The 24,490-nt window shown below is 73.2% G+C and carries 16 protein-coding genes; 4 read left to right on the forward strand and 12 right to left on the reverse strand.

Annotation, left to right across the window (positions count from 1 at the left end; all coding sequences use genetic code 11):
• Positions 1 to 49 precede the first annotated feature (49 nt).
• A complete protein-coding gene (locus tag ACTMS0_RS27950) occupies positions 50 to 1,600 on the forward strand; it encodes a diguanylate cyclase domain-containing protein (RefSeq protein WP_441158255.1) in 1,551 nt (516 codons plus the stop codon).
• A 196-nt stretch (positions 1,601 to 1,796) separates the two neighbouring features.
• On the opposite strand, the gene prfA is transcribed toward ACTMS0_RS27950, so the two are convergent.
• Together prfA and rpmE are read right to left on the reverse strand one after the other, a co-directional pair.
• Positions 1,797 to 2,885 carry a peptide chain release factor 1 gene (prfA, locus tag ACTMS0_RS27955; protein ID WP_441158256.1) on the reverse strand — a complete coding sequence of 363 codons (1,089 nt, stop codon included), beginning with the start codon at positions 2,883 to 2,885 and terminating at the stop codon, positions 1,797 to 1,799.
• Between the two features lie 112 nt (positions 2,886 to 2,997).
• The gene (gene rpmE, locus ACTMS0_RS27960; RefSeq protein ID WP_109900196.1) at positions 2,998 to 3,222 is read right to left on the reverse strand and encodes a 50S ribosomal protein L31; all 225 of its coding nucleotides are present in this window, start codon (positions 3,220 to 3,222) and stop codon (positions 2,998 to 3,000) included.
• A 246-nt stretch (positions 3,223 to 3,468) separates the two neighbouring features.
• Here rpmE and ACTMS0_RS27965 point away from each other — a divergent pair, with 246 nt between their 5' ends.
• The gene (locus ACTMS0_RS27965) at positions 3,469 to 4,365 is read left to right on the forward strand and encodes a phosphatase domain-containing protein (protein ID WP_441158257.1); all 897 of its coding nucleotides are present in this window, start codon (positions 3,469 to 3,471) and stop codon (positions 4,363 to 4,365) included.
• Between the two features lie 46 nt (positions 4,366 to 4,411).
• Here ACTMS0_RS27965 and ACTMS0_RS27970 read toward each other — a convergent pair whose 3' ends face one another.
• The 9 genes from ACTMS0_RS27970 to argS all read right to left on the reverse strand — a co-directional run bounded on the left by ACTMS0_RS27970 (position 4,412) and on the right by argS (position 21,810).
• Complete coding sequence (locus ACTMS0_RS27970) at positions 4,412 to 7,912, reverse strand: phosphodiester glycosidase family protein (protein ID WP_441158258.1); 3,501 nt, start codon at positions 7,910 to 7,912, stop codon at positions 4,412 to 4,414.
• 154 nt (positions 7,913 to 8,066) lie between these two features.
• Complete coding sequence (rho, locus tag ACTMS0_RS27975) at positions 8,067 to 10,100, reverse strand: transcription termination factor Rho (protein ID WP_441158259.1); 2,034 nt, start codon at positions 10,098 to 10,100, stop codon at positions 8,067 to 8,069.
• Between the two features lie 294 nt (positions 10,101 to 10,394).
• Complete coding sequence (thrB, locus tag ACTMS0_RS27980) at positions 10,395 to 11,339, reverse strand: homoserine kinase (protein WP_441158260.1); 945 nt, start codon at positions 11,337 to 11,339, stop codon at positions 10,395 to 10,397.
• Positions 11,340 to 11,483: 144 nt separating this feature from the next.
• Entirely contained in the window at positions 11,484 to 12,728 is a 1,245-nt protein-coding gene (locus ACTMS0_RS27985) for an MFS transporter (protein ID WP_441158261.1), read from the reverse strand.
• A 128-nt stretch (positions 12,729 to 12,856) separates the two neighbouring features.
• Positions 12,857 to 16,147: an efflux RND transporter permease subunit gene (locus tag ACTMS0_RS27990; RefSeq protein ID WP_441158262.1), complete on the reverse strand. Its 3,291-nt coding sequence runs from the start codon at positions 16,145 to 16,147 to the stop codon at positions 12,857 to 12,859.
• A 126-nt stretch (positions 16,148 to 16,273) separates the two neighbouring features.
• Positions 16,274 to 17,323, reverse strand: coding sequence for a threonine synthase (thrC, locus tag ACTMS0_RS27995; RefSeq protein ID WP_441158263.1), 1,050 nt, complete (start codon positions 17,321 to 17,323; stop codon positions 16,274 to 16,276).
• Between the two features lie 111 nt (positions 17,324 to 17,434).
• Positions 17,435 to 18,748, reverse strand: coding sequence for a homoserine dehydrogenase (locus tag ACTMS0_RS28000; protein ID WP_441158271.1), 1,314 nt, complete (start codon positions 18,746 to 18,748; stop codon positions 17,435 to 17,437).
• An 8-nt stretch (positions 18,749 to 18,756) separates the two neighbouring features.
• Positions 18,757 to 20,142, reverse strand: coding sequence for a diaminopimelate decarboxylase (gene lysA / locus ACTMS0_RS28005; RefSeq protein ID WP_441158264.1), 1,386 nt, complete (start codon positions 20,140 to 20,142; stop codon positions 18,757 to 18,759).
• Positions 20,143 to 20,145: 3 nt separating this feature from the next.
• Positions 20,146 to 21,810, reverse strand: coding sequence for an arginine--tRNA ligase (gene argS, locus ACTMS0_RS28010; RefSeq protein ID WP_441158265.1), 1,665 nt, complete (start codon positions 21,808 to 21,810; stop codon positions 20,146 to 20,148).
• Positions 21,811 to 21,910: 100 nt separating this feature from the next.
• On the opposite strand from argS, the gene ACTMS0_RS28015 reads away from it, so the two are divergent.
• Together ACTMS0_RS28015 and ACTMS0_RS28020 are read left to right on the forward strand one after the other, a co-directional pair.
• Complete coding sequence (locus tag ACTMS0_RS28015) at positions 21,911 to 22,696, forward strand: DUF3105 domain-containing protein (RefSeq protein WP_441158266.1); 786 nt, start codon at positions 21,911 to 21,913, stop codon at positions 22,694 to 22,696.
• Positions 22,697 to 22,706: 10 nt separating this feature from the next.
• Positions 22,707 to 23,375 (forward strand): DUF305 domain-containing protein, encoded by a 669-nt coding sequence (locus ACTMS0_RS28020; RefSeq protein ID WP_441158267.1) that lies wholly within the window; start codon positions 22,707 to 22,709, stop codon positions 23,373 to 23,375.
• Positions 23,376 to 23,779: 404 nt separating this feature from the next.
• On the opposite strand, the gene ACTMS0_RS28025 is transcribed toward ACTMS0_RS28020, so the two are convergent.
• A complete protein-coding gene (locus ACTMS0_RS28025; protein WP_441158268.1) occupies positions 23,780 to 24,370 on the reverse strand; it encodes a hypothetical protein in 591 nt (196 codons plus the stop codon).
• Positions 24,371 to 24,490: the final 120 nt, after the last annotated feature.

The following is a 24,490-nucleotide window of genomic DNA, read 5'->3' on the forward strand; positions in this document are numbered from 1 at the left end:
GCTCACCACGAGTTGGTGCGGCCAGGGGCACACCGACGGGAGGTCACGGGTGGGTTGGCTCGACCGGGTCGGCGACCAGGTTGACGCCCTGACTCGGGCGCGTGCCCTTCAGGAGTCGAGCCGTTCGGCTGAGGCGTACGCCGTTCTCGAGCAGGTCCTCGCCACCACCGCCGACCCGTACGCCCGGGCCGACGCGCTGGTGCAGCGCCTCTCCGCGGTGCTCAACCTGGGTCGCACGGCCGAGTACACCCGGGCCATCGAGGAGGCCACCACGGCCGTCCGCGATCTCGCCGAGCCGTACCTGCACGGGCACCTGAACGCGCTCGCCGCGCTCGCCGCCCATCATCAGGGCGCGCTGGACCGCTGCGTCACCCACCTGGTGCGGGCCGCCCGCGCGCTGGGCTCGGTGGAGGATCCGGACCGGGACACCGCATGGGGGTGGCACGACCTGGCGATGGCCTACTCCTACCTGAGCTTCCACGGGTACGCCCTCGGCGCCATCGAGCGCGCCCGGCAGCTCGGGCTCGCCGCCGGCATCCCCGAGGAGACGTTCGCCGCCCCCGGCATCCGGCTGCGCAACGCCGTCGCGCTCGACCACAACGGCGACAGCGACGGCTGCCTGCGGGTGCTCCGGGACGTGGCCGGTGACCTGGAGCGCTTCCTGCGCGCGGGGCGGGCCGGCCGGCTGCGCCCGAGCAGCCTCGCCGCGTACGGCTACGCCGCCGCACGCCGGGCGGCGCTGGGCGACCGGCTGGAGGCCGGCACGGACGCCGCCCCTGCCCGGCTGCTCAGCCACGGCGGGGACAGTGCCCGGGCCCGGGACATGCGCCAGCTCGGGCAGGTGTGCCTGGCCATCGCCGAGGGCCGCCCGATCGAGGCGGTCACCCGCTTGGACGCCGTGCAGGTCTCCACCGAGACGCTGGGTGCGGCCGAGCCGGCCCGGCTGCGCAGCATCGCCCTGGGCCGCGCGGGCGACCACGCGGCCGCGCACCAGGCCGACCGGCTGGCGTTCCGGCTCGCCGCGCAACGCAACGACCGCCTCCGGGACGTCTACATCGACGGCATCGCCGCCCGGATCGACCACGAGGATCTGCGCCGCGAGGCGGCCCGCTTCGAGGGCGAGGCGCTGACCGACCCGCTGACCGGCCTGCCCAACCGGCGCCGGCTGGAGCGGTACATCGCCGCCGTGGTCGCCCGTGGCGAGCGGGTGGTGATCGGCGTGTGCGACCTGGACGGGTTCAAGGCGGTGAACACCCGCCACGGGCACCACTCCGGCGACCTGGTCCTGCAACGCTTCGCCGGGGTGGTCAACCGGGTGATGCGCCGGGGCGACTTCGTGGCCCGCTACGGCGGGGACGAGTTCGTCGTGGTGCTGCCCGGCGCGGGGATGGCCGAGGCGGCCGAGGTGGCCCGGCGCATCGAGACGGCCGTCCGGGCGGAGGACTGGGAGTCGCTGATCCCCGGCACCCCGGTCGGGGTCAGCATCGGCTTCGCCGAGGTGACCGCCACCGGGCCGGGCCCGCACGATGCCCTCGGCGCCGCCTTCGAGGCCGCCGACCGAGCGATGCTGCACGCCAAGAGCCGCCCCCGCGCCTCCTGACGGCCACTCGGGCGCCGCCCGCGCCCGGCCCGCCACCAACCCGAGCGCGCACTTTCAGAGAAAGAGCGGCTATCGCGCGCGAAATAGCCACTCTTTCTCGGAAAGTGCGCGGGGTTCTGACGCCCGGGGTGGGCGGGCGGAGTGGGCGGGGGTGGGCAGGCGGCGGAGTGGGCGGGCGGCGGGGTGGGGGGCGCGGTCAGCGGCGGGAGAGTTCCGCGTCCCCTGCGAGGCGGGCGGCGCGGTCGGCCTCGCCCAGCGCGTCCAGCACGCCGTCGAGATCCCCGGCGAGCGCCAGGTCCAGGTTGTACGCGGTGTAGCCGATCCGGTGGTCGGTGATCCGGTTCTGCGGGAAGTTGTACGTGCGGATCCGCTCCGAGCGGTCCACCGTCCGCACCTGCGCCTTGCGGGCGTCCGAGGCGGCCGCGTCGGCCTGTTCCTGGGCCGCCGCCAGCAGCCGGGCGCGCAGGATCCGCATCGCCTGCTCGCGGTTCTGCAGCTGGGACTTCTCGTTCTGGCAGGAGACCACGATGCCGGTCGGCAGGTGGGTGATCCGCACCGCCGAGTCGGTGGTGTTCACCGACTGGCCGCCGGGCCCGGACGAGCGGAACACGTCGATCCGCAGGTCGTTCGGGTCGATCGTGACGTCGACGTCCTCGGCCTCCGGCAGCACCAGCACGCCGGCCGCGCTGGTGTGGATGCGGCCCTGCGACTCGGTGACCGGCACACGCTGCACGCGGTGCACGCCACCCTCCCACTTGAGCCGGGACCACACGCCGTTGCCGCCCTCCGGCACGCCCTTGGTCTTGATGGCCAGCGAGACGTCCTTGACCCCGCCCAGGTCCGAGTCCTGCGCGTCGATCACCTCGACGAGCCAGCCGCGGCGCTCCGCGTACCGGGTGTACATCCGCAGCAGATCGCCCGCGAAGAGCGCCGACTCCTCGCCGCCCTCCCCCGCCTTGATCTCGACGATCACGTCCTTGGCGTCGTGCGGGTCACGCGGGATGAGCAGCTCGGCGAGCCGCTCCTCCAGCGCCGGCAGGGTCGCCGCGATGATCTCCGCCTCGGCCCCGAAGGCCGGATCCTCGGCGGCCAGTTCCCTCGCCGCCACCAGGTCCGCCCGGGCCTGCTCCAGCTCGGCGGCGGCCTTGTGCAGCGGCACCAGCTCGGCGTACCGACGGCCGACCCGGCGGGCCGTGTTCTGGTCGGCGTGGATGGCGGGGTCGGCCAGCCGCTTCTCCAGCTCGGCGTACTCGTCGAGGAGGGCGGCCAGACGCTCGCTGCTCATGGACGGTGCTCCTTCGACGAACGGCGCTGGACGGGGTGTCGGCCCCAACGGGGCGGAATACGGACGACGCCCGCGTCCGGCGGGAAACCGGACGCGGGCGCCGAACGGAAGGTTACTTGCCCTTCTTGGCCTGAACCTTGGCGTACTTCTGCTGGAACTTCGCCACCCGGCCGGCGGTGTCCAGGACGCGCTGCTTGCCCGTGTAGAACGGGTGGCAGGCGCTGCACGTCTCGACGTGGATGGAGCCGCCCTTGGCGGTGCTACGGGTGGTGAAGGTGTTGCCGCAGGAGCAGGTGACGTCGGTGGTCACGTACTCCGGGTGGATGTTGGGCTTCATGTCGCCTCGGTCCTCTCGTCGGTGGTCGCCGGGTCGCCCCCGTCACGGTCGCATGACGGTTGAGGGCGTGAACCGGAACCGGTGGCCGATTGACCAGTGTGCCACGGGCGTGAGCCGACCCGGCAATCGGGCCGCACAGGGGGTCCGGCATCGACAACGTACGCCCGTACTCCCGCATTCCCGGCCCACCGCCGGGCATTCACCCAGGCACGTTGGCCCGCCGAGACCTACGACACGGAGTGAGTGATGGCCCGCCTGATCGCCACGCGGGGGCTGCCCGCCTCCGGTAAGACCACGTTCGCCCGGAAGCTGCAACCCTCCGTCGTCCGGGTCAACCGCGACGACCTGCGCCGGATGCTGCACGGTGAGCGGCTCTTCACCCAGCGGGCCGAGTGGCAGGTGACGCTCGTGCAGCGGGCACAGGTGGAGGCGCTGCTGCGGGCCGGGGCCGACGTCTGCGTGGACGACACCAACCTGCGGTCGCGGACGCTGCGGGACTGGGCCGACCTGGCCGCCCGGTACGGCGCCGAGTTCGAGGTGCACGACTTCACCGACGTACCGCTGGAGGAATGCCTGCGCCGCGACGCCGCCCGGCCGGAGGCCGACCGCGTCGGCGAGGCGGCGATCCGCCGCCTGCACGAGCGCTACCTGGAGGGGCACCCGCTGCCGTTACCGGTGCCGACGGCGCGGACGGGTCGGCCGGCCCAGGTGCACCCGCCGTCCGACGAGCCGCCCGAGATCGTCCTGGTCGACATCGACGGCACCGTGGCGCTCAACGTCTCCCGCAGTCCGTACGACATGACCCGGGTCGGCGAGGACGAGCCGAACCCGGCGGTGATCTCGGCGGTCCGGGCGATGCACGCTGCCGGGTACGGCGTGATTTTCTGCTCGGGCCGGGACGCCTCGGCCCGCGCCGCCACCGAGGCCTGGCTGGACCGGCACGTCAAGGTCCCCTACCTGGCGCTGCACATGCGGGCGGTCGGCGACTCGCGCAAGGATTCGATGGTCAAGCGGGAGATCTACGAGCGCGAGATCAAGGACCGGTACCGGGTGGTCGGCGTCTTCGACGACCGGATGCAGGTGGTGAAGATGTGGCGCGAGCTGGGCCTGACCGTCTTCCAGGTCGCCGAGGGCGACTTCTGACGACGACGGGCCCCCGCGATCCGCGGGGGCCCGTCGAGTGCCAGGCTCAGGCGGCGGGCGCCTCTGCCGCCTGCACCGTGCTCAGCGTGGCGTCGGCGCGGACGCCGTTCACGTCGACGGCGAGCTTCACCGAGGCGCCCGGACGCAGGGCGGTGAGTTGGCTGGTGGCCGGGTCGAAGCGGGCCACGTGCCAGGGCTTCAGGTCGGCGGCCGAGCCGATGTGCAGGTTCGGCGAGGCGGACCAGTCCGCGCTCACCGGCGCCGCCACCGGCACCGTACGCCCACCCGGTTGAGTCAACGTGGCGGTGACGGTCGCCGGGGTGCCGATCGTGACGGTCTCCGGGGCGGTCAGCGTGACCTGGTCGGCGTGGCCGTGGAACTCCGCGTCGACCCAGCGTGGGCCCTCGGCGAGCGGGTTCCGCCGGGCCCGGTCCGCCTCGGCCGGGGTCACCGGGTCCACGCCGTACTCGCTCCAGCCGGTGAAGCCGCCCTGGTCGGCCGGGGTGGACGGGTTCTTCCCGGAGTTGCCGTTGATGACGAACGGCACCCCGTCCACCCGGTCGGCGTGGAACGTGCCGACGTGTGCACCGATGAAGAGCGCTCCCTTGCCGGTCCGGTGCTGGAAGTCGGTCAGCCACTGCTCCAGCAGCGCCGCCTCCTTGCGGTCACCGAGCTGGCTCGCCTTGGCGGGGCTGGGGTCGCGGGGCGGGTGGTGGTGCAGCACGACCACAGAGCCGACGGCCGGATCCCCGGCGGCCGAGTCCAGCGCCTCGCGGAGCATCCGCACCTGCTCGAACCCGCCGCCGCGCAGCGTCCCGGTGGACGAGTTGAGGGTGACGAAGCGGGTTCCCTTGTGGTCGAAGACCCGCTCGGTGTACCCGAACACCGCGCGGAAGTTGTCGATCGGCGCGCCCATGATCTCGTGGTTGCCGGGGACGTAGTGGTACGGCAGCTCCCCGCCGAGTTCCTCGTCGAACAGCCGCTTCGCGAGCGCGAAGTCCGCGGGGTACGCGGTGTCCACGAAGTCGCCGTTGACCACCACGAAGTCCGGCTTCGCGGCCTTGACCTCGCGCAGCGTACGGCGGGCCTGGGCGACCAGGTCGCTGTCCGGGTTCGCCGCGACGAACTGGGCGTCGGAGAGCACCGCGAACCGCCAGGGCGCCCCGTCCACCGTGCCGTCGCGGACGACCACCCGGTCGGTACGCGGCGCCTCGGCCGGCACGTCGACCGTCGGCGGCACCTTCGCCACCAGGTCGTCGATGACGACCTCGCTCCGGTACTGCGTGTCCGCCCGGGTCTCGGCGACGTAGAACCGGCGGACCCGCAGCGGGTACTGCACGCCGGCCGGCACGGTGAACTCGACGTACTTCCAGCCCGTCCAGGTCACCAGCGGCCCGCGCAGCACGTGCTGCGTGTTCTGCGCGTCGTGCAGGTGCAGGCTCGGCCACTCCCCGGTGCCGTTGCCGTGGATCCACATGCCGAACGCCTGCGGCTGACCGGGCACCTCGATCCAGGCGGGCGGATCGGCGTACGCGGCCCGGGTGCCGGTGGACTGGCTGAAGTCGTACGACATCCGCAGGCCGGTGCCGGTGCGGCCCGGCGCCGGTGCGACCGAGCCGCTGGCCCGGGCCTGGCTGAACCGCCACGACGCGGCGTCGTCGAAGGTGGCCACCGGCACGTCGGTGAGCCCGACGGTGACGGGGACGACCGTGGTGCTCCGGCCGACGCGGACGGTGACCAGGGCGGAGCCGGTGTCCCGCTGCGCCGTCACCGACAGGTTGCCGTCGGCGGTCGGCGTGATCCGCAGCAGGTCCCGGTCGTAGTCGAGGGTCAGGTCGGCGGGCTCGATCGGGGCGGTGTTGCCCTCGGCGTCGTAGCCGACCACGCCGAGGACCGCCGTCCCGCCGGTGCCGTCCAGGCCGACCCGGTCCACGGTGGAGTCGATCCGGTTCAGGGGCCCGAGCACGGTGAGGTCGAGGGCGCCCCGCGCATCGTCCCGCCACGCCGTGACGGTGACCTGGCCGGGCAGGCCAGCGCGGAACACGCCGTCGTCGTCCACCTTCCCGTGCACGGCCGGGTTGGCCCGCCACTGCGGCTCGCCGGCCGCCGGGCCGTACATCTCGTCATGGCCGGCGGCGGTGAGCCGGCGGGTCAGGCCGGGGAAGACGCGTTCGGGCCGGCCGCCGCGCACCGGCGAGACGCCCGGCGCGCTGGTCGGGTCGCTCGCGGTCTCCAGCCAGTACCCGGCGAGCCGGCCGCTGCCCTCCGGGGCGTAGAGGGCGAGACCGTTGGGGACGGCCCGCTCGGTGCCGTCGGACGGGCTGTTCTCCACCTGCACCGCGGCCGCGCCCGGCTCGCGGGCGAGCAGCGTCGACGAGCCGCCGCCGTCGAGGTTCAGCGCGTGGTGGGCGCCGAGTTCGGCCATCATCCGGCCCATCTCGGTCTGCGTGACGCCACGGCTGTCGACCTGCCGTCCGTCCACGGTCAGCATGATCATCCGTCGTCCGTCGGCGGAGAAGCCGACTGCGGTCCGCGGCGCCAGCGTGGGGTCGGCGATGCTCTGCACCACGCCGTCGCGGACCAGCACGTTGCCGCCGCCGACCGCCGCGTGCAGGGTGCTGCCGTCGGCCGGCTTCGGCCGGTACGCGACGGTCACCGCGTCGCCGGGGCGCAGCCCGGCGAGCGCGTCGGCGCCGGCGTCCCGGCCGAGCAGCACGGTGGTGCCGGCGGGGATCGGCCCGCTGCCGGCGGTGGCGGCGACGCTGGCGACGCGGCCGTCGACCACCACGACCTCGGTGACGCGGGTGGCGCCGGCCACGGGACGTTCCCGGGTGTACGACCCCCAGAGCGCGGTGAACACGCCGATGCCGTTCGCCTGGACCATGTTGTTGAACTGGGTCAGCGGCACCGGCCCGGTGGGCAGGGTCGCGGTGCCCTCGAAGTGCACCTCGACGACGCGGCCGAGCCCCTCGGTGGTGACGGCGACCGCGTTGCGGTGCCCGGCGACGGCGGACTGGACGAGGCGGCCGTCCTGGATGCCGACGCCCTGGGCGGCGCCGGAGTTGTTGATGTCGAAGAAGTCGCCGTTCACGGCGGCGACGGCGCGGGTGCGGTCGGCCGCGCCGCGCAGGGGCTCCGCCCTGCTGACCGCTCCCGAGTTGACGTAGTCGACGGTGACGCCGCCGGAGAGGTCGGCCGTGAGCGCGTCGGCGCGCAGCCAGCCGGCGGCGTCGTACCGGTCGAAGGAGGTGAGGTCGAGCCCCGGAGCGACGGGACGGGTGGTCTTCGTGGTCTCGAGGCCGCCGGCCGGCTCGACACCGGCCGTGGTCCGGGCCGCGCGGGTGGCCCCCACCGGGTCCGCCGCGACGGTGACCGCACCGGCCGGGTGGGACGAGGCGCGGGGCGCATCCTCGACGGCCGTGGCGGACAGGTCACTGGCGGGCGAGGCCACCGCCGCGGCGGGGACCGGGACGGCGCCGGCCGCGGTGAGCAACGGCGTCAGCAGCAGGACGCCGGCGAGCCGGGTAGATCGTCTGCGGGTACGCATGGACGACAGTCAACCCGACGATGAACAGAAGTTTCAATACCGGACGCCTTAACCGAAGGAAAACTTCGCCACCCGGCGGCTGGGCGCGCCGGCCGACGACGAAGGGGCGCGGCCATTCGGCCGCGCCCCTTCGTCCCGCCCTACCGGGGGAGGATCACTCCCCCGGCGTGGACTTCGCGATCTGCATCAGGAACTCGATGTTGGTGCGGGACTGCTTCAGCCGGTCCAGCAGGAGGTCGAGCGCCGCCTGCGAGTCCAGCGAGTGCAGCACCTTCCGGAGCTTGTGGACGATGGCCAGCTCCTCCGGCGCGAGCAGGATCTCCTCCTTGCGCGTGCCGGACGGGTGGATGTCGATGGCCGGGAAGGTCCGCTTGTCGGCGATCTTCCGGTCCAACTTCAGCTCCGCGTTGCCGGTGCCCTTGAACTCCTCGAAGATGACCGTGTCCGCCATCGACCCGGTCTCCACCAGCGCGGTGGCGAGGATGGTCAGCGAGCCGCCGTTCTCGATGTTGCGGGCCGCACCCAGGAACCGCTTCGGCGGGTACAGCGCGGTCGAGTCGATACCACCCGACATGATCCGGCCGCTGGCCGGCGCCGCCAGGTTGTACGACCGGCCGAGCCGCGTCACCGAGTCGAGCAGCACGACCACGTCGTGGCCCAGCTCGACCAGGCGCTTCGCCCGCTCGATCGCCAGCTCGGCGACGGTGGTGTGGTCCTGCGGCGGACGGTCGAACGTCGCCGCGATGACCTCGCCCTTCACCGACCGCTGCATGTCGGTGACCTCTTCGGGGCGCTCGTCCACCAGCACCACCATCAGGTGGCACTCCGGGTTGTTGTGCGTGATCGCGTTCGCGATCGCCTGGAGCACCATCGTCTTACCGGCCTTCGGCGGTGAGACGATGAGCGCCCGCTGGCCCTTGCCGATCGGCATGACCAGGTCGATCACCCGGGTGGTGAGGATGTGCGGCTCGGTCTCCAGCCGCAGCCGATCCTGCGGGTACAGCGGGGTCAGCTTGTAGAACTCCGGCCGGCGCTTCGCCTCCTCCGGCTCCATCCCGTTGATGGTGTCCAGCCGGACGAGCGGGTTGTACTTGTCGCGCCGCTGCTCGCCGTCCCGCGCCGCGCGCACCGCACCGGTGATCGCGTCGCCACGCCGCAGGCCGTACTTCTTGATCTGCGACATGGAGACGTAGACGTCGTTCGGGCCGGCCAGGTAGCCGGTGGTGCGCACGAAGGCGTAGTTGTCGAGCACGTCGATGATGCCGGCCACCGGGACGAGCACGTCGTCCTCGCTGACCTGCGGCTCGCGACCGCCGTCGCCGCCCTCGACCCGCTCGCCGCGGCCCCGCCGACGGTCCCGGAAGCGGCTGCGCCGGCCGCGCCGGCCGCCGCCCTCGCCGTCGTCCTCGCCGTCGCCGTCGCGCTCGGCGCGCTGGCCCCGGTCACCGTTACGGTCGCCGCGCTCGTTGCGGTCGCCGCGGTCGCCGCGTTCGCCCCGCTCGTTGCGGTCGCCGCGCTCACCGCGCTCCGCCCGCTCGTTACGGTCGCCGCGCTCACCGCGCTCACCGCGCTCACCGCGCTCGGCCCGCTCGCCGCGCTCGGCCCGCTCGGCCCGCTCGCCGCGCTCGGCCCGCTCGTTACGGTCGCCGCGCTCGGCCCGCTCGCCACCGCGCTCGCGGCCGCCACGGCCCTCGCCCCGCTCGGCGCGCTCGCCGGCCTCGGCCTCCTCGGGCCGGGACTCGGTCCGGGCCTCGCCGGTCTCGCCGCCCCGGGCCTCGCCGGCCCCGCGGCCACGCCGGCTCCGGGTGCGGCCGGTCGCCTCGGCGGGCGCCGGCTCCGCCGGCTGCTCCGCCGGACGCCGCTCGGCCGTCTCCGGCCGCTCGGCCGACTCGCGGACCTCGGCGTGGACCTCCTCCCGGGCGGGGGCGGCCGCAGCCGCGACCTCGGCCCGCGGTCGAGGGGTCCCGGTGGCGGCCCCGCCGCCCTGGCGCTCGGAGATCGCGCTGATCAGCTCACCCTTGCGCATGCGAGCCGTGCCCGAGATGCCGAGCGACGCGGCCAGGCTCTGGAGCTCCGGCAGCAGCATCGCCGACAGGCCGGTGCCGCTGCGTCGCCGACGGGTCGGAGCAGCGGACGTGGCATCGGCGACGTTGGAAACATCCGACGTCACGTCGGTGGTGTCGCTCAATGGATTCCTTCCCTCGATAGGCCGGGACTGCCCGGAGTCGACATGCAGGTGGCCGGGCGGCCTCGGTGCACCCGCCTCGCAAGGACGCGTCGCGGGAGTCTGTGACACAGCAGCCGGTCGCTTTCCCGACTCACCGACGTGGTGGGCGGGACTCGCCGTCTGCGGCGACCTGTGAAGACTGCGGTGCGGCGTGGGCCTAGGCAGGGGTGACGGGCTGACCGCCGAAAGCTTCGGGGGTGCGCCGACCCGCAGGAAGATCGCATGCTTCGCGGCTGTGCTAAGTCTAGAGCGTAATCAACTCTTCCGACCTGCGGCAACAGGGTCCCGCTCCGCGTGTCCCAGTGTACCCCGGACGACCCGGGCGCCGTGTGCCTCTATCGGCAACCGCCAGACCTGCCAGTCTGTTCCCGGATCGAGGTCGGCGGGCGGGTCGGACAGCGCCAGCACGGTGGGGCCCGCACCGGAGACCACAGCCGCCACACCGGCCCCACGCAGCGCATTTACCAGCGCCGCCGTCTGCGGCATGCCCTCGGCCCGGTAGTCCTGGTGCAGCCGGTCGACCGTCGCCGGCAGCAGCAGCTCCGGCGCGGCGGTGAGGGCGTGCACGAGCAGCGCGGCCCGGCCCGCGGTCAACGCCGCGTCGTGGTGCGGCACGGTCGGCGGCAGGGCGGCCCGCGCCGTGGCGGTGAGCCCGCGCTCGGCCGGCACGAAGACCGTCGGCCGGACGCCGTCGGCGACGGGCAGCGACACCGCACGGGCACCGGCCGGCTCCGTCCACGCCACGGTGAACCCGCCGAGCAGGCAGGGCGCCACGTTGTCCGGATGGCCCTCGATCCGGGCGGCGAGCCGGAGCGCCGCCGCGTCGTCCATCCGGCGTTCCCCCTCGACCACCAGCGCTCGCGCCAGCAGCACACCGGCGACGATCGCCGCCGACGAGGAGCCGAGACCGCGCGCCTGGGGAATGCGGTTGACGCACTCCACCGCGAGCCCCGGTGGCTGGCCACCGAGCTCGTCGAAGGCGGCCCGCATGGCGCTCACCACCAGGTGCCGCTCGTCGCCGGGTAGGTCGCCGGCCCCCTCGCCGGTCACGGTCACCGTGACACCGCCGGCGGTGACCTCGGCGGCGACGTCGTCGTGCAGCGCCAGCGCCAGCCCCAGGGCGTCGAACCCGGGCCCGAGGTTGGCGCTGGTGGCGGGGACCCGCACCCGGACCGGGTCGGGCGTGAATGTCGTCGGCACGCGCTCATGCTAGGGCCGCGAACCGACGTCCCGGCCCGCTGCCCGCACCGTGGGACCGGGATCGGTCGGCGGGACCTCGCCCGGCGCGGCGAGCCCGGGTCAGGCCCGGTCGGGGTGACCGGCGGGCTGCGGGCGTAGCGGCGGCTAGCGGACCACCGACGGGTCGGGCTCGGCCACCGGGTCGGTCAACGAGAGCCGGCGGGTCGCGATCCGCCAGCCGACCGCGTAGACCAGGGTGACCAGGCCGCAGCCGGCGAGTATCACCCGCTCGTCGACGATGTCCACCACGGATGCCACCACCAGCTGGCTCACCGAGATGGCCAGCGTCGCCAGCATCATGTCGGTGGCGAAGACCCGGCCCCGCAACCGGTCCGGCACCTCCCCCTGGAGGGCGAAGTTCGACATCACCCAGTTGCTGCCGCCCGCGAAGTGCGCCACGAAGACCAGCGCGAGCACCAGCGGGAACCAGTCGACGACCGAGGTGCCGAGGTAGGCCAGCCCGTAGAGCGACATGGACAGCGCCAGACCGGGCAGCAGCCAGGCCCGGTTCCCCAGCACCCGCCGCATCAGGATCGGGCCCACCAGCGCGCCCGCGCCGCGTACCGCGAAGAGCAGGCCCGCGCCGACCGCGCCCGCGCCGTAGACGGCCGCCAGCAGCGGGAACACCGTCAGCACGCCGTTGCCGAGACCGACCGCGGACTTCACCGTCACGAGCGCCAGCACCCGGGGCCGGTGCCCGATGTAGCCGAGCGCCTCCAGGACCGCCGCCCAGGTCTGCTGCGCCGGCCGGTCCCGGTCCCGCGGGGCCTGCAACGGCCGGCGGATCAGCGTCGCCAGGCCCGCGGCCAGGGCCAGGCCGCCCACCCCGACCCAGAAGCAGGCGTACGGGCCGACCGCGCTGCTCAACACGCCGCCGAGGGAGGCGCCGACGATCGTCATCGTGCCCCAGGCGGAGCCCGCCACCGCGTTGCCGGCGGCCAGCTCGTCGGGGTCGAGCACGTTCGGCAGGGCGGCCTGGGCGGCTGGCGAGTAGAAGGCCTTCGCGACCGCCACCACGCCGATGCCGACCATCGCCAGCCACGCCGTGCCGGCGCTGCGTACGCCGAGCAGCAGCAGCACGCCGAGCAGGGCGGCGACGTTGGCCCCGATCATGATCTTGCGGCGGTCGAAGCGGTCGGCCACCGTCCCGGTGTACGGCAGCAGCAGCGCCACGATGCCGGTGTCCACGGCGAGGACCAGTGCCCCCCACACGCCGCTGCCGGTCAGCGACGGGAGGAGCACCAGCAGCGGCACCATGACGAACCAGTCGGCGCCGAAGACCACCAGCTCGGCCAGGAAGAGGTTGCGAAAGCTCCGGTTGCGGCGCAGGACCGAGAGGATGGACGGCACGATCGAACCCTACCCAGCCGGCGCCTCACCTTCCGTCGGTGCGCGGACAGCACGGGAACGGAGATCGTCCCGCCGACCCCGCGACGGCGGACGCCCCCGACCGGTGGTCGAGGCGTCCCTGACGAGTCCTACTCCGGCGGCAGCGGCGAGGTGCGGCTCTTGGGCAGCCGCAGCACCTCGAACTGGTCGGTGCCGTCGACCAGCGCCGCCGAGGGTGCCGGCCGGGCGGCGGCCCCGCCGGCCGCACCGGTGGGCCCGCCGGCCGGCCCCGCGGTCCGGGTGCCCGGCCCGGTCCCGGCGCCGGTCACGGCCGGCTCCGGGGTACCCGGGCGGGCGTCGGTGGCCGGGCCGGCCGGAGCCTCGGGCACCCCGCGCCAGCGGGCATGGCGTGCCCGGAGCGACTCCTTCATGTGCTCCACCATCGCGTACAGCGTCGGCACCAGGACCAGGGTCAGCAGCGTCGAGCTGAGCAGGCCGCCGATCACCACGATCGCCAGCGGCTTCGAGATGAAGCCGCCCTCACCGGTGAGCCCCAGGGCCATCGGCAGCAGCGCGAAGATCGTGGCGACCGCGGTCATCAGGATCGGCCGCAACCTGCGGCGACCGCCCTCGACGACCGCCTCCCGGACGCCCATGCCCTGCGCCCGGTACTGGTTGACCAGGTCGAGCAGCACGATCGCGTTGGTCACCACGATGCCGACGAGCATGAGCACGCCGATCAGCGCCGGAACGCCCAGCGGAGTGCCGGTGGCCAGCAGCAGGCCGATCGCACCGGTCGCCGCGAACGGGACGGAGACCAGCAGGATCAGCGCCTGGGTCAGGCTCCGGAACGTCGCCATCATGATCAGGAAGACGATCGCGATGGCGGCCAGCACCGCGAGGCCCAGGTCGGCGAAGGCGTCCTCCTGGTCCGCGCTGACACCCCCGATGGCGAAGGTCGCCCCCGGCACGTCGATCGCGTCCAGCTTCTTCTGCAGCTCCTGGCTGATCTTGCCCAGGTTGGAGCCGGCGGCCGTACCGGTGACCGAGACGCTGCGCTCGCCGTCGATCCGGGTGACCTGCTGCGGCCCGTCGACCGTGGTGACGGTCCCGATGTCGTCCAGCTTCACGGCCCCGATCGGCATGGCCCGCAACTGCTCGACCGTGGCCGGCGGCTGGCCGGCGGAGCGCAGGACCACCGCCCGCTGCCCGCCGTCCAGCGCCACCTGGCCCAGCGGGGCGCCCCGGTACGCCTGCGCGACCAGCTGCCCCACCGCCGCCTCGGTGAGCCCGACGCGGGCGGCCGCCGCGCGGTCGACGGTGACGTCGACACGCTCCACCTGGTCGGCGAGGCTGGTCGCCACGTCCTCGACGCCGGACAGGCCCTTCATCGCCGCTGCCGCCTCGTCGGCGGCCCGCTGCAGCGTCGCCGGGTCGGCGGCCTGCACGACCACCTCCAGCTGGTTGGCCGACGCGCCTCCCTGCCCGGCCCCGAACCGGAACTCGCCGACGCCCGACCCGAGCGTGCGGAACTTCTCCCGGAGGACGCCGCGCATCTCCTTGGCGTCGGTGTCCTCGCCCAGGGCCAGGTTCCAGGTGGCGACGTTGTTGCCGCCGGTGCCGGCCCACGGGGTGTCCCCGGAGCCGGCCGTCAGCTGGTACGTCTCGACGCCCTCGGTGCCGGCCAGGACCGCCTCGACCCGGCGGGCGGCCTCGTCCGTGCCGGCCAGACCGGTGCCCGCGGGCAGCTCCTGGGTGATGGTCAGCGTGTCCTGGCCGGAGTCGTCCAGGAAGTTCGTCTCCAACTGACGGGACAGCCCGAACGTGCCGAACAGGACCAGCACGCCGAGCCCGAGGGTGATCCAGCGGGTGGCCCGCGTACGGGTGGCGAACCCGATGACCGGCAGGTACCCCCGCTGCAACGGGCTGCGCAGCTCCTTCTCCTCCGCCGCCCGGCGTACGTCCACCTTCATGGCTTCGCCGGCCGGCTTGAGGAACCAGTACGCCAGCACCGGGATGACGGTCAGCGACACGAGCAGCGAGGCGAGCAGGGCGACGGTGACCGTGATCGCGAACGGCGCGAACAGCTGCCCCACGAACCCGCCGACCAGCGCGATCGGCGCGAAAACGGCGACGGTGGTGAGCGTGGAGGCGGTCACCGCGCCGGCCACCTCCCGAACGGCGGTGAGGATGGCGTCCCACTTGGCCTCGCCGTACTCCAGGTGCCGCTTGATGTTCTCCAGCACCACGATCGAGTCGTCCACCACCCGGCCGACCGCGATGGTCAGCGCGCCGAGGGTGAGCAGGTTGAGCGAGTAGTCACCGATCCAGAGCGCGATCAGCGCGACCACCACCGACAGCGGGATGGAGACCGCGGTGACGACGGTGGACCGGACCGAGAGCAGGAACACCAGGATCACGATGACCGCCATCACGAGGCCCAGCAGGCCCTCGGTGGTGAGGCTCTCGATCGACTTCTCGACGAAGGGCGCCTGGTCGAAGACGACGGTCAGCTCGGCGCCGGCGGCGTCGCGCAGATCGGCGAGCCGGTCGCGGATCTCGTGGGAGATCTCCACCGCGTTGCCGTCCGGCGTCGCGGTGACGGCGATGCCCAGGCTGTCCTTGCCGTTGGTCCGCGTGATCGCCGTCGCCGGCGCGGGCTGCTGCTCGACGGTGGCCACGTCCCGGAGACGGACCGAGGGCGGGGCGAGCACCAGGTTGCGCAGGTCGTCGAGGTCGGCCAGCGGCGTCCCCACCTGGACCGGGAGCGTACGGCCCTCGGCGACCACCGCACCGGCGGGGATCACGGCACCGTTGGCCCGCAGGGCCTCGCCGATCGCGCCGGGCCGGATCCCGGCCGCGGCGAGCTTGTTCTGGTCCGGCGTGATGGCCACGACCTCGTCGCGGGTGCCGGTCACCTCGACGCTGCGGACACCCTCGATCGCCTCCAGCTCGGGCACGACCGTGTCGCGGAGCTTCTCGCCCAGGGCCCGCTGGTCGCCGCCGCCGGACGCGGCGAGCACCACCGCCGGCAGGTCGTCCGTGCCACCGGCGATGACCTGCGGGTCGACGCCCTCGGGCAGTTGGGCGTCGATCCGGTTGAGCGCGGTCTGCATCTTGTTGACCACGTCGTCCAGGTCGGTGCCGAACTCGTACTGCACCTGGACGGTCGTCGAGCCCTCGCGCGAGGTCGAGGTGATCTTCTCGAGCCCGGCGATGCCCTGGAGGCTCTTCTCGATCGGCTCGGTGACCTGCGACTCGACGATCTCCGGACCGGCGCCGGGGTATGCCGCCACGACGAAGGCGGCCGGGAACTCCAGCGACGGCAGGAGTTGCTGCTTCAGCGACGGCACGGCGAACGCTCCGAACACCGTGGCCACCACCGCGATGAGGGCGACCAGCCCTCGGTTGGCGAGACTGAATCTGGCGAGCAGCGACATCGGCTGGACTCACTCCTGATGAGGGACTGCGGTGCGGGGTGGGGAAAGTGTGCCCCACCCGATCTCCGCGGTTTCGGTGGGGCTCCGCCCCCGGATCCCGCCGACGGGACGGCGCCCGAGACCGGATCAGACCAGGTCGAGGGAGCGGGCCGCAGCCAGGGGATCGTTGGCGATGGTGACCGGGGCGGGGGCCGTGGAGATGGCCCACTCGGGGTCCTTCAGGCCGTGCCCGGTGACGGTGCAGACGACCGTCGAGCCGGCCGGCACGGTGCCCGCGGCAGCCTGCTGGAGCAGCCCCGCCACGCTGGCCGCGCTGCCCAGCTCGACGAAGACCCCGACCTCCCGGGCGAGCAGCCGGTACGCGGACAGGATCTCCCGGTCGGTGACCGCGGCGATCAGGCCACCGGAGGCGTCCCGGGCGTCGAGAGCCTTCGTCCAGCTCGCCGGGTTGCCGATCCGGATGGCGGTGGCGATGGTCGACGGTTCACGGACCACCTGGCCGGTGACGATCGGCGCCGCCCCGGAGGCCTGGAAGCCGTACATCTTCGGGGTCTTCGTGACGTTGCCGGCGTCCCGCTCCTCCGCGTAGCCCAGCCAGTAGGCGGAGATGTTGCCCGCGTTGCCGACCGGCAGGCAGTGGATGTCCGGCGCGTCGCCGAGCGCCTCGACGATCTCGAACGCGGCCGTCTTCTGGCCGTGCAGCCGGTCGACGTTCACGGAGTTGACCAGGGCGACCGGGTAGTCCTGGGCGAGCTTCGCGGCCAGCGACAGGCAGTCGTCGAAGTTGCCGCTGACCTGGAGCAGCCGGGCCCCGTGCACCAGCGCCTGCGCCAGCTTGCCCAGCGCGATCTTGCCCTGCGGCACCAGCACCGCGCAGGTCAGGCCGGCGCGGGCCGCGTACGCGGCGGCCGAGGCGCTGGTGTTGCCGGTGGACGCGCAGATGATCGCCTTGTTGCCGGCCTCCACCGCCTTGGACACCGCGACCGTCATGCCCCGGTCCTTGAAGGAGCCGGTCGGGTTGGCCCCCTCGACCTTGAGCCAGACGTCGCAGCCGAGCCGGGACGACAGCACCGGCGCGGGCAGCAGCGGCGTGTTCCCCTCGTGCAGGGTGACGACGGGAGTGGCCTCCGTGACCGGCAGTCGATCCCGGTACGCGTCGATGAGACCCCGCCACATGTCGTACTCCTCCGCCTCTGCTCCCGGCCGCGCCGGGTCACGTCAAGCCTGGACCAGCCGCTCCGGGCGACCTCCGGCGGACCCTTGGCCACCCACCAGGCGGGACACGGGTCAGGCCTCGCCCTCGACCCGCAGCACGCTGGCCACCGAGCGGACGATGTCCAACCCGCGCAGCTCTTCGACGGTCGCGGCGAGCGCGGCGTCCGGCGCGACGTGGGTGACGATGACCAGGTCGGCGTCCTCGCCGCGGCCGGCCGTGCCACCACCGGCCGGCCCCTGCCGGACGGTCGCGATCGAGACGTCGTGCCGGGCGAACACGCCGGCCACCGCGGCCAGCACGCCGGGCCGGTCGGTCACGTCGAGGCTGATGTGGTAGCGCGTCAGCGCCTCCCCCATCGGCCGCACCGGCAGGTCCGCGTACGCGGACTCGCTGGCCGCGCGGACCCCGGCGAGCCGGTTGCGGGAGACCGCCACCACGTCGCCGAGCACCGCGCTCGCGGTCGGCGCGCCGCCCGCGCCCCGGCCGTAGAACATGAGCTGCCCGGCCGCCTCCGCCTCGACGAAGACCGCGTTGAAGGCGTCGCCGACGCTCGCCAGCGGGTGGGTCAGCGGGATCATCGCCGGGTGCACCCGGACGCTGACCGTCTCGCGGCCGGCCGCGTCGGCGCCCCGGGCGGCGATGCAGAGCAGCTTGATGGTGCAGCCCATCGCCTTGGCGCTGGCCACGTCGGCGGCGGTGACCTCGGTGATGCCCTCGCGGTGCACGTCGGCCGCGCTGACCCGGCTGTGGAACGCCAGCGAGGCGAGGATCGCGGCCTTGGCCGCCGCGTCGAAGCCCTCCACGTCGGCGGTCGGGTCGGCCTCGGCGTACCCCAGCTCGGTCGCCTCCTCCAGCGCCTCCGCGAAGCCGGCGCCGGTGGCGTCCATCGCGGAGAGGATGAAGTTCGTGGTGCCGTTGACGATGCCGGTCACCCGGGTGATGCGGTCACCGTGCAGCGACTCGCGCAGCGGCCGCAGCAGCGGGATCGCGCCGGCCACCGCCGCCTCGTAGTAGAGGTCGCCGCCGCCCTCGGCCGCCGCGTCGTGCAGCGCGCCGCCGTCCTCGGCGAGGAGCGCCTTGTTCGCCGTGACCACGCTCTTGCCGGCCCGCAACGCCTCCACCAGCCAGCTCCGGGCCGGCTCGATGCCGCCGACGACCTCGACCACCACGTCGACGTCGTCGCGTTTGATCAGGCCGAGCGGGTCGGTCGTGAACAGCGCCGGGTCGACCGGCAGGTCGCCGCGGTCACGGCCGATCCGGCGGACGGCGATGCCGGCGATCTCCAGCGGCGCGCCGATCCGGGCGGCGAGGTCGGCGGACTGCTCGTGCAGCAGCCGGACGACCTCGCTGCCGACCGTGCCACAGCCGAGCAGTGCCAAACGCACAGGTGACGTCATCCCACATCCAAAGCGAGCAGGTCCTCTTCGGTCTCCCGCCGGACGATCAGGCGCGCCTGGCCGTCCCGCACGGCGACCACCGGCGGGCGCGGCACGTGGTTGTAGTTGCTGGCCATGCTCCGGCAGTACGCACCCGTGCCGGGCACCGCGACAAGATCTCCGGGCTGCACGTCGGCGGGCAGGAATTCATCCTTCACCACGATGTCCCCGGACTCACAGTGCTTTCCCACCACGCGGGCGAGCATCGACTCGGCGGCGCTCGCGCGGGAGGCCAGGGTCGCCGAGTACGACGCGTCGTACAGCGCGGTGCGGATGTTGTCGCTCATCCCGCCGTCGACACTCACGTACGTCCGGATCCCGTCGACGTCCTTGACCGTTCCCACCTCGTAGAGGGTGAACACCGCCGGCCCGACGATCGCCCGGCCCGGCTCGATGGACAGGTGCGGCACGGCCAGCCGCTCGGCGGCGCACTCCCCGTCGACGATCTTCCGCAACCGCTTCGCCAGGTCGGCCGGCGTGGCCGGATCGTCCTGGGTCGTGTACGCGATGCCGAAACCACCGCCCAGGTCCAGCTCGGGCAGCTCGACGCCGCGCGCGTCACGGATCTGCGCCTGCAGCGCCAGCACCCGCCGCGCGGAGACCTCGAAGCCGCTCGCGTCGAAGATCTGCGACCCGATGTGCGAGTGCAGGCCGCGCAGCTCCAGCACGTCCTCGTCGAGGATCTTGAAGGCGGCCGCGGCGGCGGCACCCCCGGCGAGGGAGAAGCCGAACTTCTGGTCCTCGTGGGCGGTGGCGATGAACTCGTGGGTGTGCGCCTCCACGCCCACCGTCACGCGGACCAGGACCCTCGGGCGGACGCCCCGCTCCCGCGCCAGCGCGGTGAGCCGGTCGATCTCGTGGAACGAGTCGACGATGACGCGGCCCACCCCGGCGTCCAGCGCCCGGGTGAGCTCCGCGACCGACTTGTTGTTGCCGTGGAAGCCGATCCGCTCCGGGGGCATCCCGGCCGCGAGCGCGGTGGCCAGCTCGCCGCCGCTGCACACGTCGAGGTGCAGGCCCTCCTCGGCGATCATGCGGACCACGGCGCGGCACAGGAACGCCTTGCCGGCGTAGTAGACGTCCTCGGTGGGGAAGGCGGAACGGAAGTCGCGGCAGCGGGCCCGCAGGTCCTCCTCGTCCAGCACGTACACCGGGGTGCCGAACTCGGCCGCGAGGTCGCGGACGCCCAGGCCCGCGACGGCGAGCGCGCCGTCGGCGCCGCGCGCCACGTTCCGCGGCCACAGCGCCGGCACCAGGGCGTTGACGTCGACCGGCGTACGCAGCCACGCCGGCCCCCGGCTGCCGATGTCCCCGTGCAGGGCACCGGCCTCGTGCGCGCGCATGAGTTACATCCTCTCCGGAGCCGAGACGCCCAGCAGGTGCAGGCCGTTGGCGATGACCACCCGCGTCGCGTCGTTCAGCCACAGCCGCGCGCGGTGCAGGTCGGTGACGTCCTCGTCGCCGCGGGGCAGGATCCGGCAGTTGTCGTAGAACCGGTGGTACGCCCCGGCCAGGTCCTCCAGGTACCGGGCGACCCGGTGCGGCTCGCGCAGCTCGGCGGCGGTGGCCACCACGGCGGGGAACTCGGCCAGCGCCTTGAGCAGCTCGTTCTCCTTGTCGTGGTCGAGCAGCTCCGGGTGGAAGGCCCCGGCGTCACCCCGGGTCAGGCCGGCCTCGGCGGCGTTCCGCCCGACGCTGGCCGTCCGGGCCGCCACGTACTGCACGTAGTAGACCGGGTTGTCGCGGGTGGCCCGCGTCCACAGCTCGATGTCGATGTCGATCGGCGAGTCGCTGGAGTAACGGGCCAGCGCGTACCGGGAGGCGTCCACGCCGATCGCGTCGACCAGGTCCTCCAGGGTGACCACCGTGCCGGCCCGTTTGCTCATCCGCACCGGCGCGCCGTCGCGGACCAGGTTGACCAGTTGGCCGATGAGGATCTCCAGGCTGCGGTCCGGGTCGTCGCCGAAGCACGCCGCCATCGCCTTCATCCGGCCGATGTAGCCGTGGTGGTCGGCGCCGAGCATGATCACCACCCGCTCGAAGCCACGCTCCCGCTTGTCCAGGTAGTACGCGCAGTCGGCGGCGAAGTACGTCCACTCGCCGTTGGACTTGCGCAGCACCCGGTCCTTGTCGTCGCCGAAGTCGGTGGTGCGCAGCCAGACGGCGCCGTCGGCCTCGTACGTGTTGCCCTGCTCCCGCAGCCGGTTGAGCGCGTGGTCCAGCTCACCCCGGTCGTGCAGGTCCTTCTCGTTGAAGTAGGTGTCGAACTCCACGCCGAAGTCGCGCAGCGACGACTTGATCTCGGCGAACATCAGCTCGACGCCCTCGACCCGGAACACCTCCTGGGCGGCGGCGTCGTCGAGCGTCAGCACCTCCGGCCGCCGGGCCTTCACCTGCTCCGCGATCTCCGAGATGTACGCCCCGGCGTAGCCGTCCTCGGGCGCCGGCTCCCCCGTGGCGCCGGCGAGCAGCGAGCGGGCGAACCGGTCGATCTGCGAACCCGCGTCGTTGAAGTAGTACTCCGTGGCGACATCCGCCCCGGTCGCGCGCAGCAGCCGGCTCAGCGCGTCACCGACGGCGGCCCAGCGGACCCCGCCGATGTGCACCGGGCCGGTCGGGTTCGCCGAGACGAACTCCAGGTTGATCTTCTGGCCGGCGAGCCGCTCGCTGCGGCCGTACTCCTCGCCGGCCTCGACGATCGCGCGGGCGAGCTGACCCGCGGCGGCCGCGTCGAGGCGGATGTTGAGGAAGCCCGGGCCGGCGATCTCCACCGACTTGATCCCCGGGGCCCGGCCGAGCTGCTCGGCCAGGGCGGCGGCCAGCTCCCGCGGCGGCACGCCCACCTTCTTGCTGAGCTGGAGCGCCAGCGTCGAGGCGTAGTCGCCGTGCTCGGGGTTTCGGGGTCGCTCCACCGCCGTCCGCTCCGGCAGGGCGGAGCGGTCCAGGCCCCGCTCGGTGAAGACGGCGTGGGCTGCGGTGAGGACGACCTCGGCGAGTTCTGCGGGAGTCACCGAACCATGTTATCGGGGGTAGACTCGGTCCCCGCGGCGGCGACCCAGCATGTGAACCCGGCCCGCCAGATCCCCTGACCGACCGACCTGACGAGGCACGATGAGCATCAGCACCCCGGGCGGCCCAGAGCGCCGCCCGACCGTGGTCAGCACCGGCAAGAAGCCGGCCGCGGGCAAGCCGGCCGCCGGCAAGGCCGGGTCCGGCAAGCCGGCGGGCACCCCGCGCGCGGGCGGCAAGGGCCCCCGCAAGCCGATCGCCCCGGTGAAGGTCAGCCAGGGCCGCAGCTGGGGCCCGATCGCGCTGTTCGTCGCCGTCGGCGTGCTCGCCGCCGCGATCATCGGCTACGGCGCGTGGGCGACCTTCCAGGGTTCGAAGCCGTGGGACGACCGGGCCAACGCGATCGACGGCATCGTCAACTTCCGCGAGAAGGACCCGGACCTGGTCAAGGGCGGCAACCACCAGCAGGGCTCGATCACGTACCCGGTGCTGCCCCCGGTCGCCGGCCCGCACAACGACGCCTGGCAGAACTGCATGGGCGACGTCTACGACGCCCCGATCGCCAACGAGCACGCGGTGCACAGCCTGGAGCACGGTGCGGTCTGGATCACGTACCGGCCCGACCTGCCCGCCGACCAGGTCGCGAAGCTGGCGGAGAAGGTGCGCGGCAACGAGAAGCTGATGCTCAGCCCGTACGAGGGCCTGGACAAGCCGATCTCGCTGCAGGCCTGGGGCTACCAGCTCAAGGTCGACAACGCCGACGACGGCCGGATCGACGAGTTCATCAAGACCCTGAAGGTGAACGCCTCCATCGAGGGCCCGACCGCCCTCTGCAACCAGGGCGTCACCGCCACCGGCACCACTCCGCGCCAGTTGCAGCAGCAGTAAGGAACTGCCCATGCCCGCACCCACGACCCTCGACAGCGACACCGGCGAGACCCCGGTCACCGAGGACGGTGACCGGGTGTCCGCCCGCCGGTTCGGCACCCTCGCGGTGGCCCTCGCCGTCGTGGTCGGTCTCCTGCTCGGGTACGCGGGGGGCCTCCTCACCCCCCGCCTCACCCGGCCCGGGGACGCGTCGGTGGAGGCGGGCTTCGCACGGGACATGACCACCCACCACGCCCAGGCGGTGGAGATGGGGTTGATCGCCTTCCAGCGCGGCACGGACCAGGAGGTCCGGACGATCGGCGGCGACATCGCCCTCGCCCAGCAGGGCGACATCGGCGCCATGCAGACCTGGCTGCGGTCCTGGGGCCTGGACCCGACCGGCTCCCAGCCCCGGATGGCGTGGATGCCGGACGGCACCGAGATGGTCCGCGACGGGCTGATGCCCGGCATGGCCACCCCGGAGCAGATGACACAGCTTCGCGAGGCCCAGGGCAAGGAGCTGGACGTCCTCTTCCTGGACCTGATGATCAAGCACCACATCGGCGGCATCCACATGGTCGACGCCCTGCTCGACGCGAGCGACGAGCCGGACGTGGTCCAGGCCGCGCAGACCATGAAGAACACCCAGCAGACCGAGCTGACCAACCTCCAGAACGCCCTCAAGCGCATCCGGGGCTGAATCCGCTCACCCCGCCCCGAGAGGCCCGCACCGCCGTCGTGGCGGTACGGGGCCTCTCGTGGTCTTGGTGGCTCCGTCCAGGGTTCCTGCGTGGTTGTGGTGGCTCGGGTTCGTCCTTGCGTCGGGGTTTGTGGGTGGTTGCGGTGGTGGGGTGGGGCCCGCCGTGCCCGGCTCCGGGCGGTCAGGCTTGATCCCTGCGCCGGTCACGGCGGGCCCCACCCCCGACGTGGTCCCGGCCCGCCCGCCCGCCGGTCCTGGTTCCCCACACCGCGTCGATGATCCACTCGGGGTTTCCCCGACTTCCCTGAACCCGAGTCGATCAAAGGGTCAGACGCCGCTGGCCGGCACCCGGGTTCGGGTGCCGGCCAGCGACTTGTTTCCCCCTGTGAGGAAGGTCAGTGAGTTCAGCTGTTCCAGTGCTCGGCGACGAGGTCGGCGGCCTGGGTCTCCCACTGCGCGTAGTGGAACGGGTAGGCCGAGACCTGCACGGTCTGGGCGGCCTTGGTCAGCGGCATGTCCTGCCAGCCGTCGACCTGCTTGAGGCCCTTCAGGAACGCCATCGTCGAGTACTCCGGGTCGGTGATCTGCTCCACCGTGCCCCACCCGCTGGAGGGGCGCTGCTGGAACAGGCCCTGCGAGTCGTGGTCGTTGCGCTCACCCAGGTGACCCAGGTTCTCGAGCTTGGACTCCTGCAGCGCGGTGGCGATCGCCACCACGGCGGCGCGCTCGTCCATGTCGGCCTTCTTCGTCGCGGCGATGATCGCCTTGACGTTGCCGATCTGCTCGTCGGTCAGGTCGATACGCGACTGCTCGCCCTGCACACCGTGCGGGATCAGCTTGCCCTTGTCCACCTTGTCAGCCTGCGCGGTCGCGACGACCGGCTTCGACTCGATCGACGGGGCGGCGTTGGCGGTGGCCGGGCCGGCGACCATGCCACCGGCGAAGGCCAGACCAGCGATACCCAGAACGCTCTTCCGCAGCAGCTTCGTGTTCATCAGAGAAGCTCCATTCGGGGGAAGGCGCCACCCACCGCAAGAAGGGGGAACGGGCGTGGTGACGCGAGCACCGTCAGGCGCCCAAGAGACTTGAGGGATTTCCGTCGCTGTCAGGGTCCA

The organism is Micromonospora sp. H33, from assembly GCF_052068455.1.
Classification (GTDB): domain Bacteria; phylum Actinomycetota; class Actinomycetes; order Mycobacteriales; family Micromonosporaceae; genus Micromonospora.

What these genes read in the sequence shown, in the direction of transcription:
- prfA (WP_441158256.1), bottom strand. Translation starts at nt 2,885, where the DNA reads ATGAGCAGCGAGCGTCTGGCCGCCCTCCTCGACGAGTACGCCGAGCTG.
- rpmE (WP_109900196.1), bottom strand. Translation starts at nt 3,222, where the DNA reads ATGAAGCCCAACATCCACCCGGAGTACGTGACCACCGACGTCACCTGC.
- ACTMS0_RS27965 (WP_441158257.1), top strand. Translation starts at nt 3,469, where the DNA reads ATGGCCCGCCTGATCGCCACGCGGGGGCTGCCCGCCTCCGGTAAGACC.
- ACTMS0_RS27970 (WP_441158258.1), bottom strand. Translation starts at nt 7,912, where the DNA reads ATGCGTACCCGCAGACGATCTACCCGGCTCGCCGGCGTCCTGCTGCTG.
- ACTMS0_RS27990 (WP_441158262.1), bottom strand. Translation starts at nt 16,147, where the DNA reads ATGTCGCTGCTCGCCAGATTCAGTCTCGCCAACCGAGGGCTGGTCGCC.
- thrC (WP_441158263.1), bottom strand. Translation starts at nt 17,323, where the DNA reads ATGTGGCGGGGTCTCATCGACGCGTACCGGGATCGACTGCCGGTCACG.
- lysA (WP_441158264.1), bottom strand. Translation starts at nt 20,142, where the DNA reads ATGCGCGCGCACGAGGCCGGTGCCCTGCACGGGGACATCGGCAGCCGG.
- ACTMS0_RS28015 (WP_441158266.1), top strand. Translation starts at nt 21,911, where the DNA reads ATGAGCATCAGCACCCCGGGCGGCCCAGAGCGCCGCCCGACCGTGGTC.
- ACTMS0_RS28020 (WP_441158267.1), top strand. Translation starts at nt 22,707, where the DNA reads ATGCCCGCACCCACGACCCTCGACAGCGACACCGGCGAGACCCCGGTC.
- ACTMS0_RS28025 (WP_441158268.1), bottom strand. Translation starts at nt 24,370, where the DNA reads ATGAACACGAAGCTGCTGCGGAAGAGCGTTCTGGGTATCGCTGGTCTG.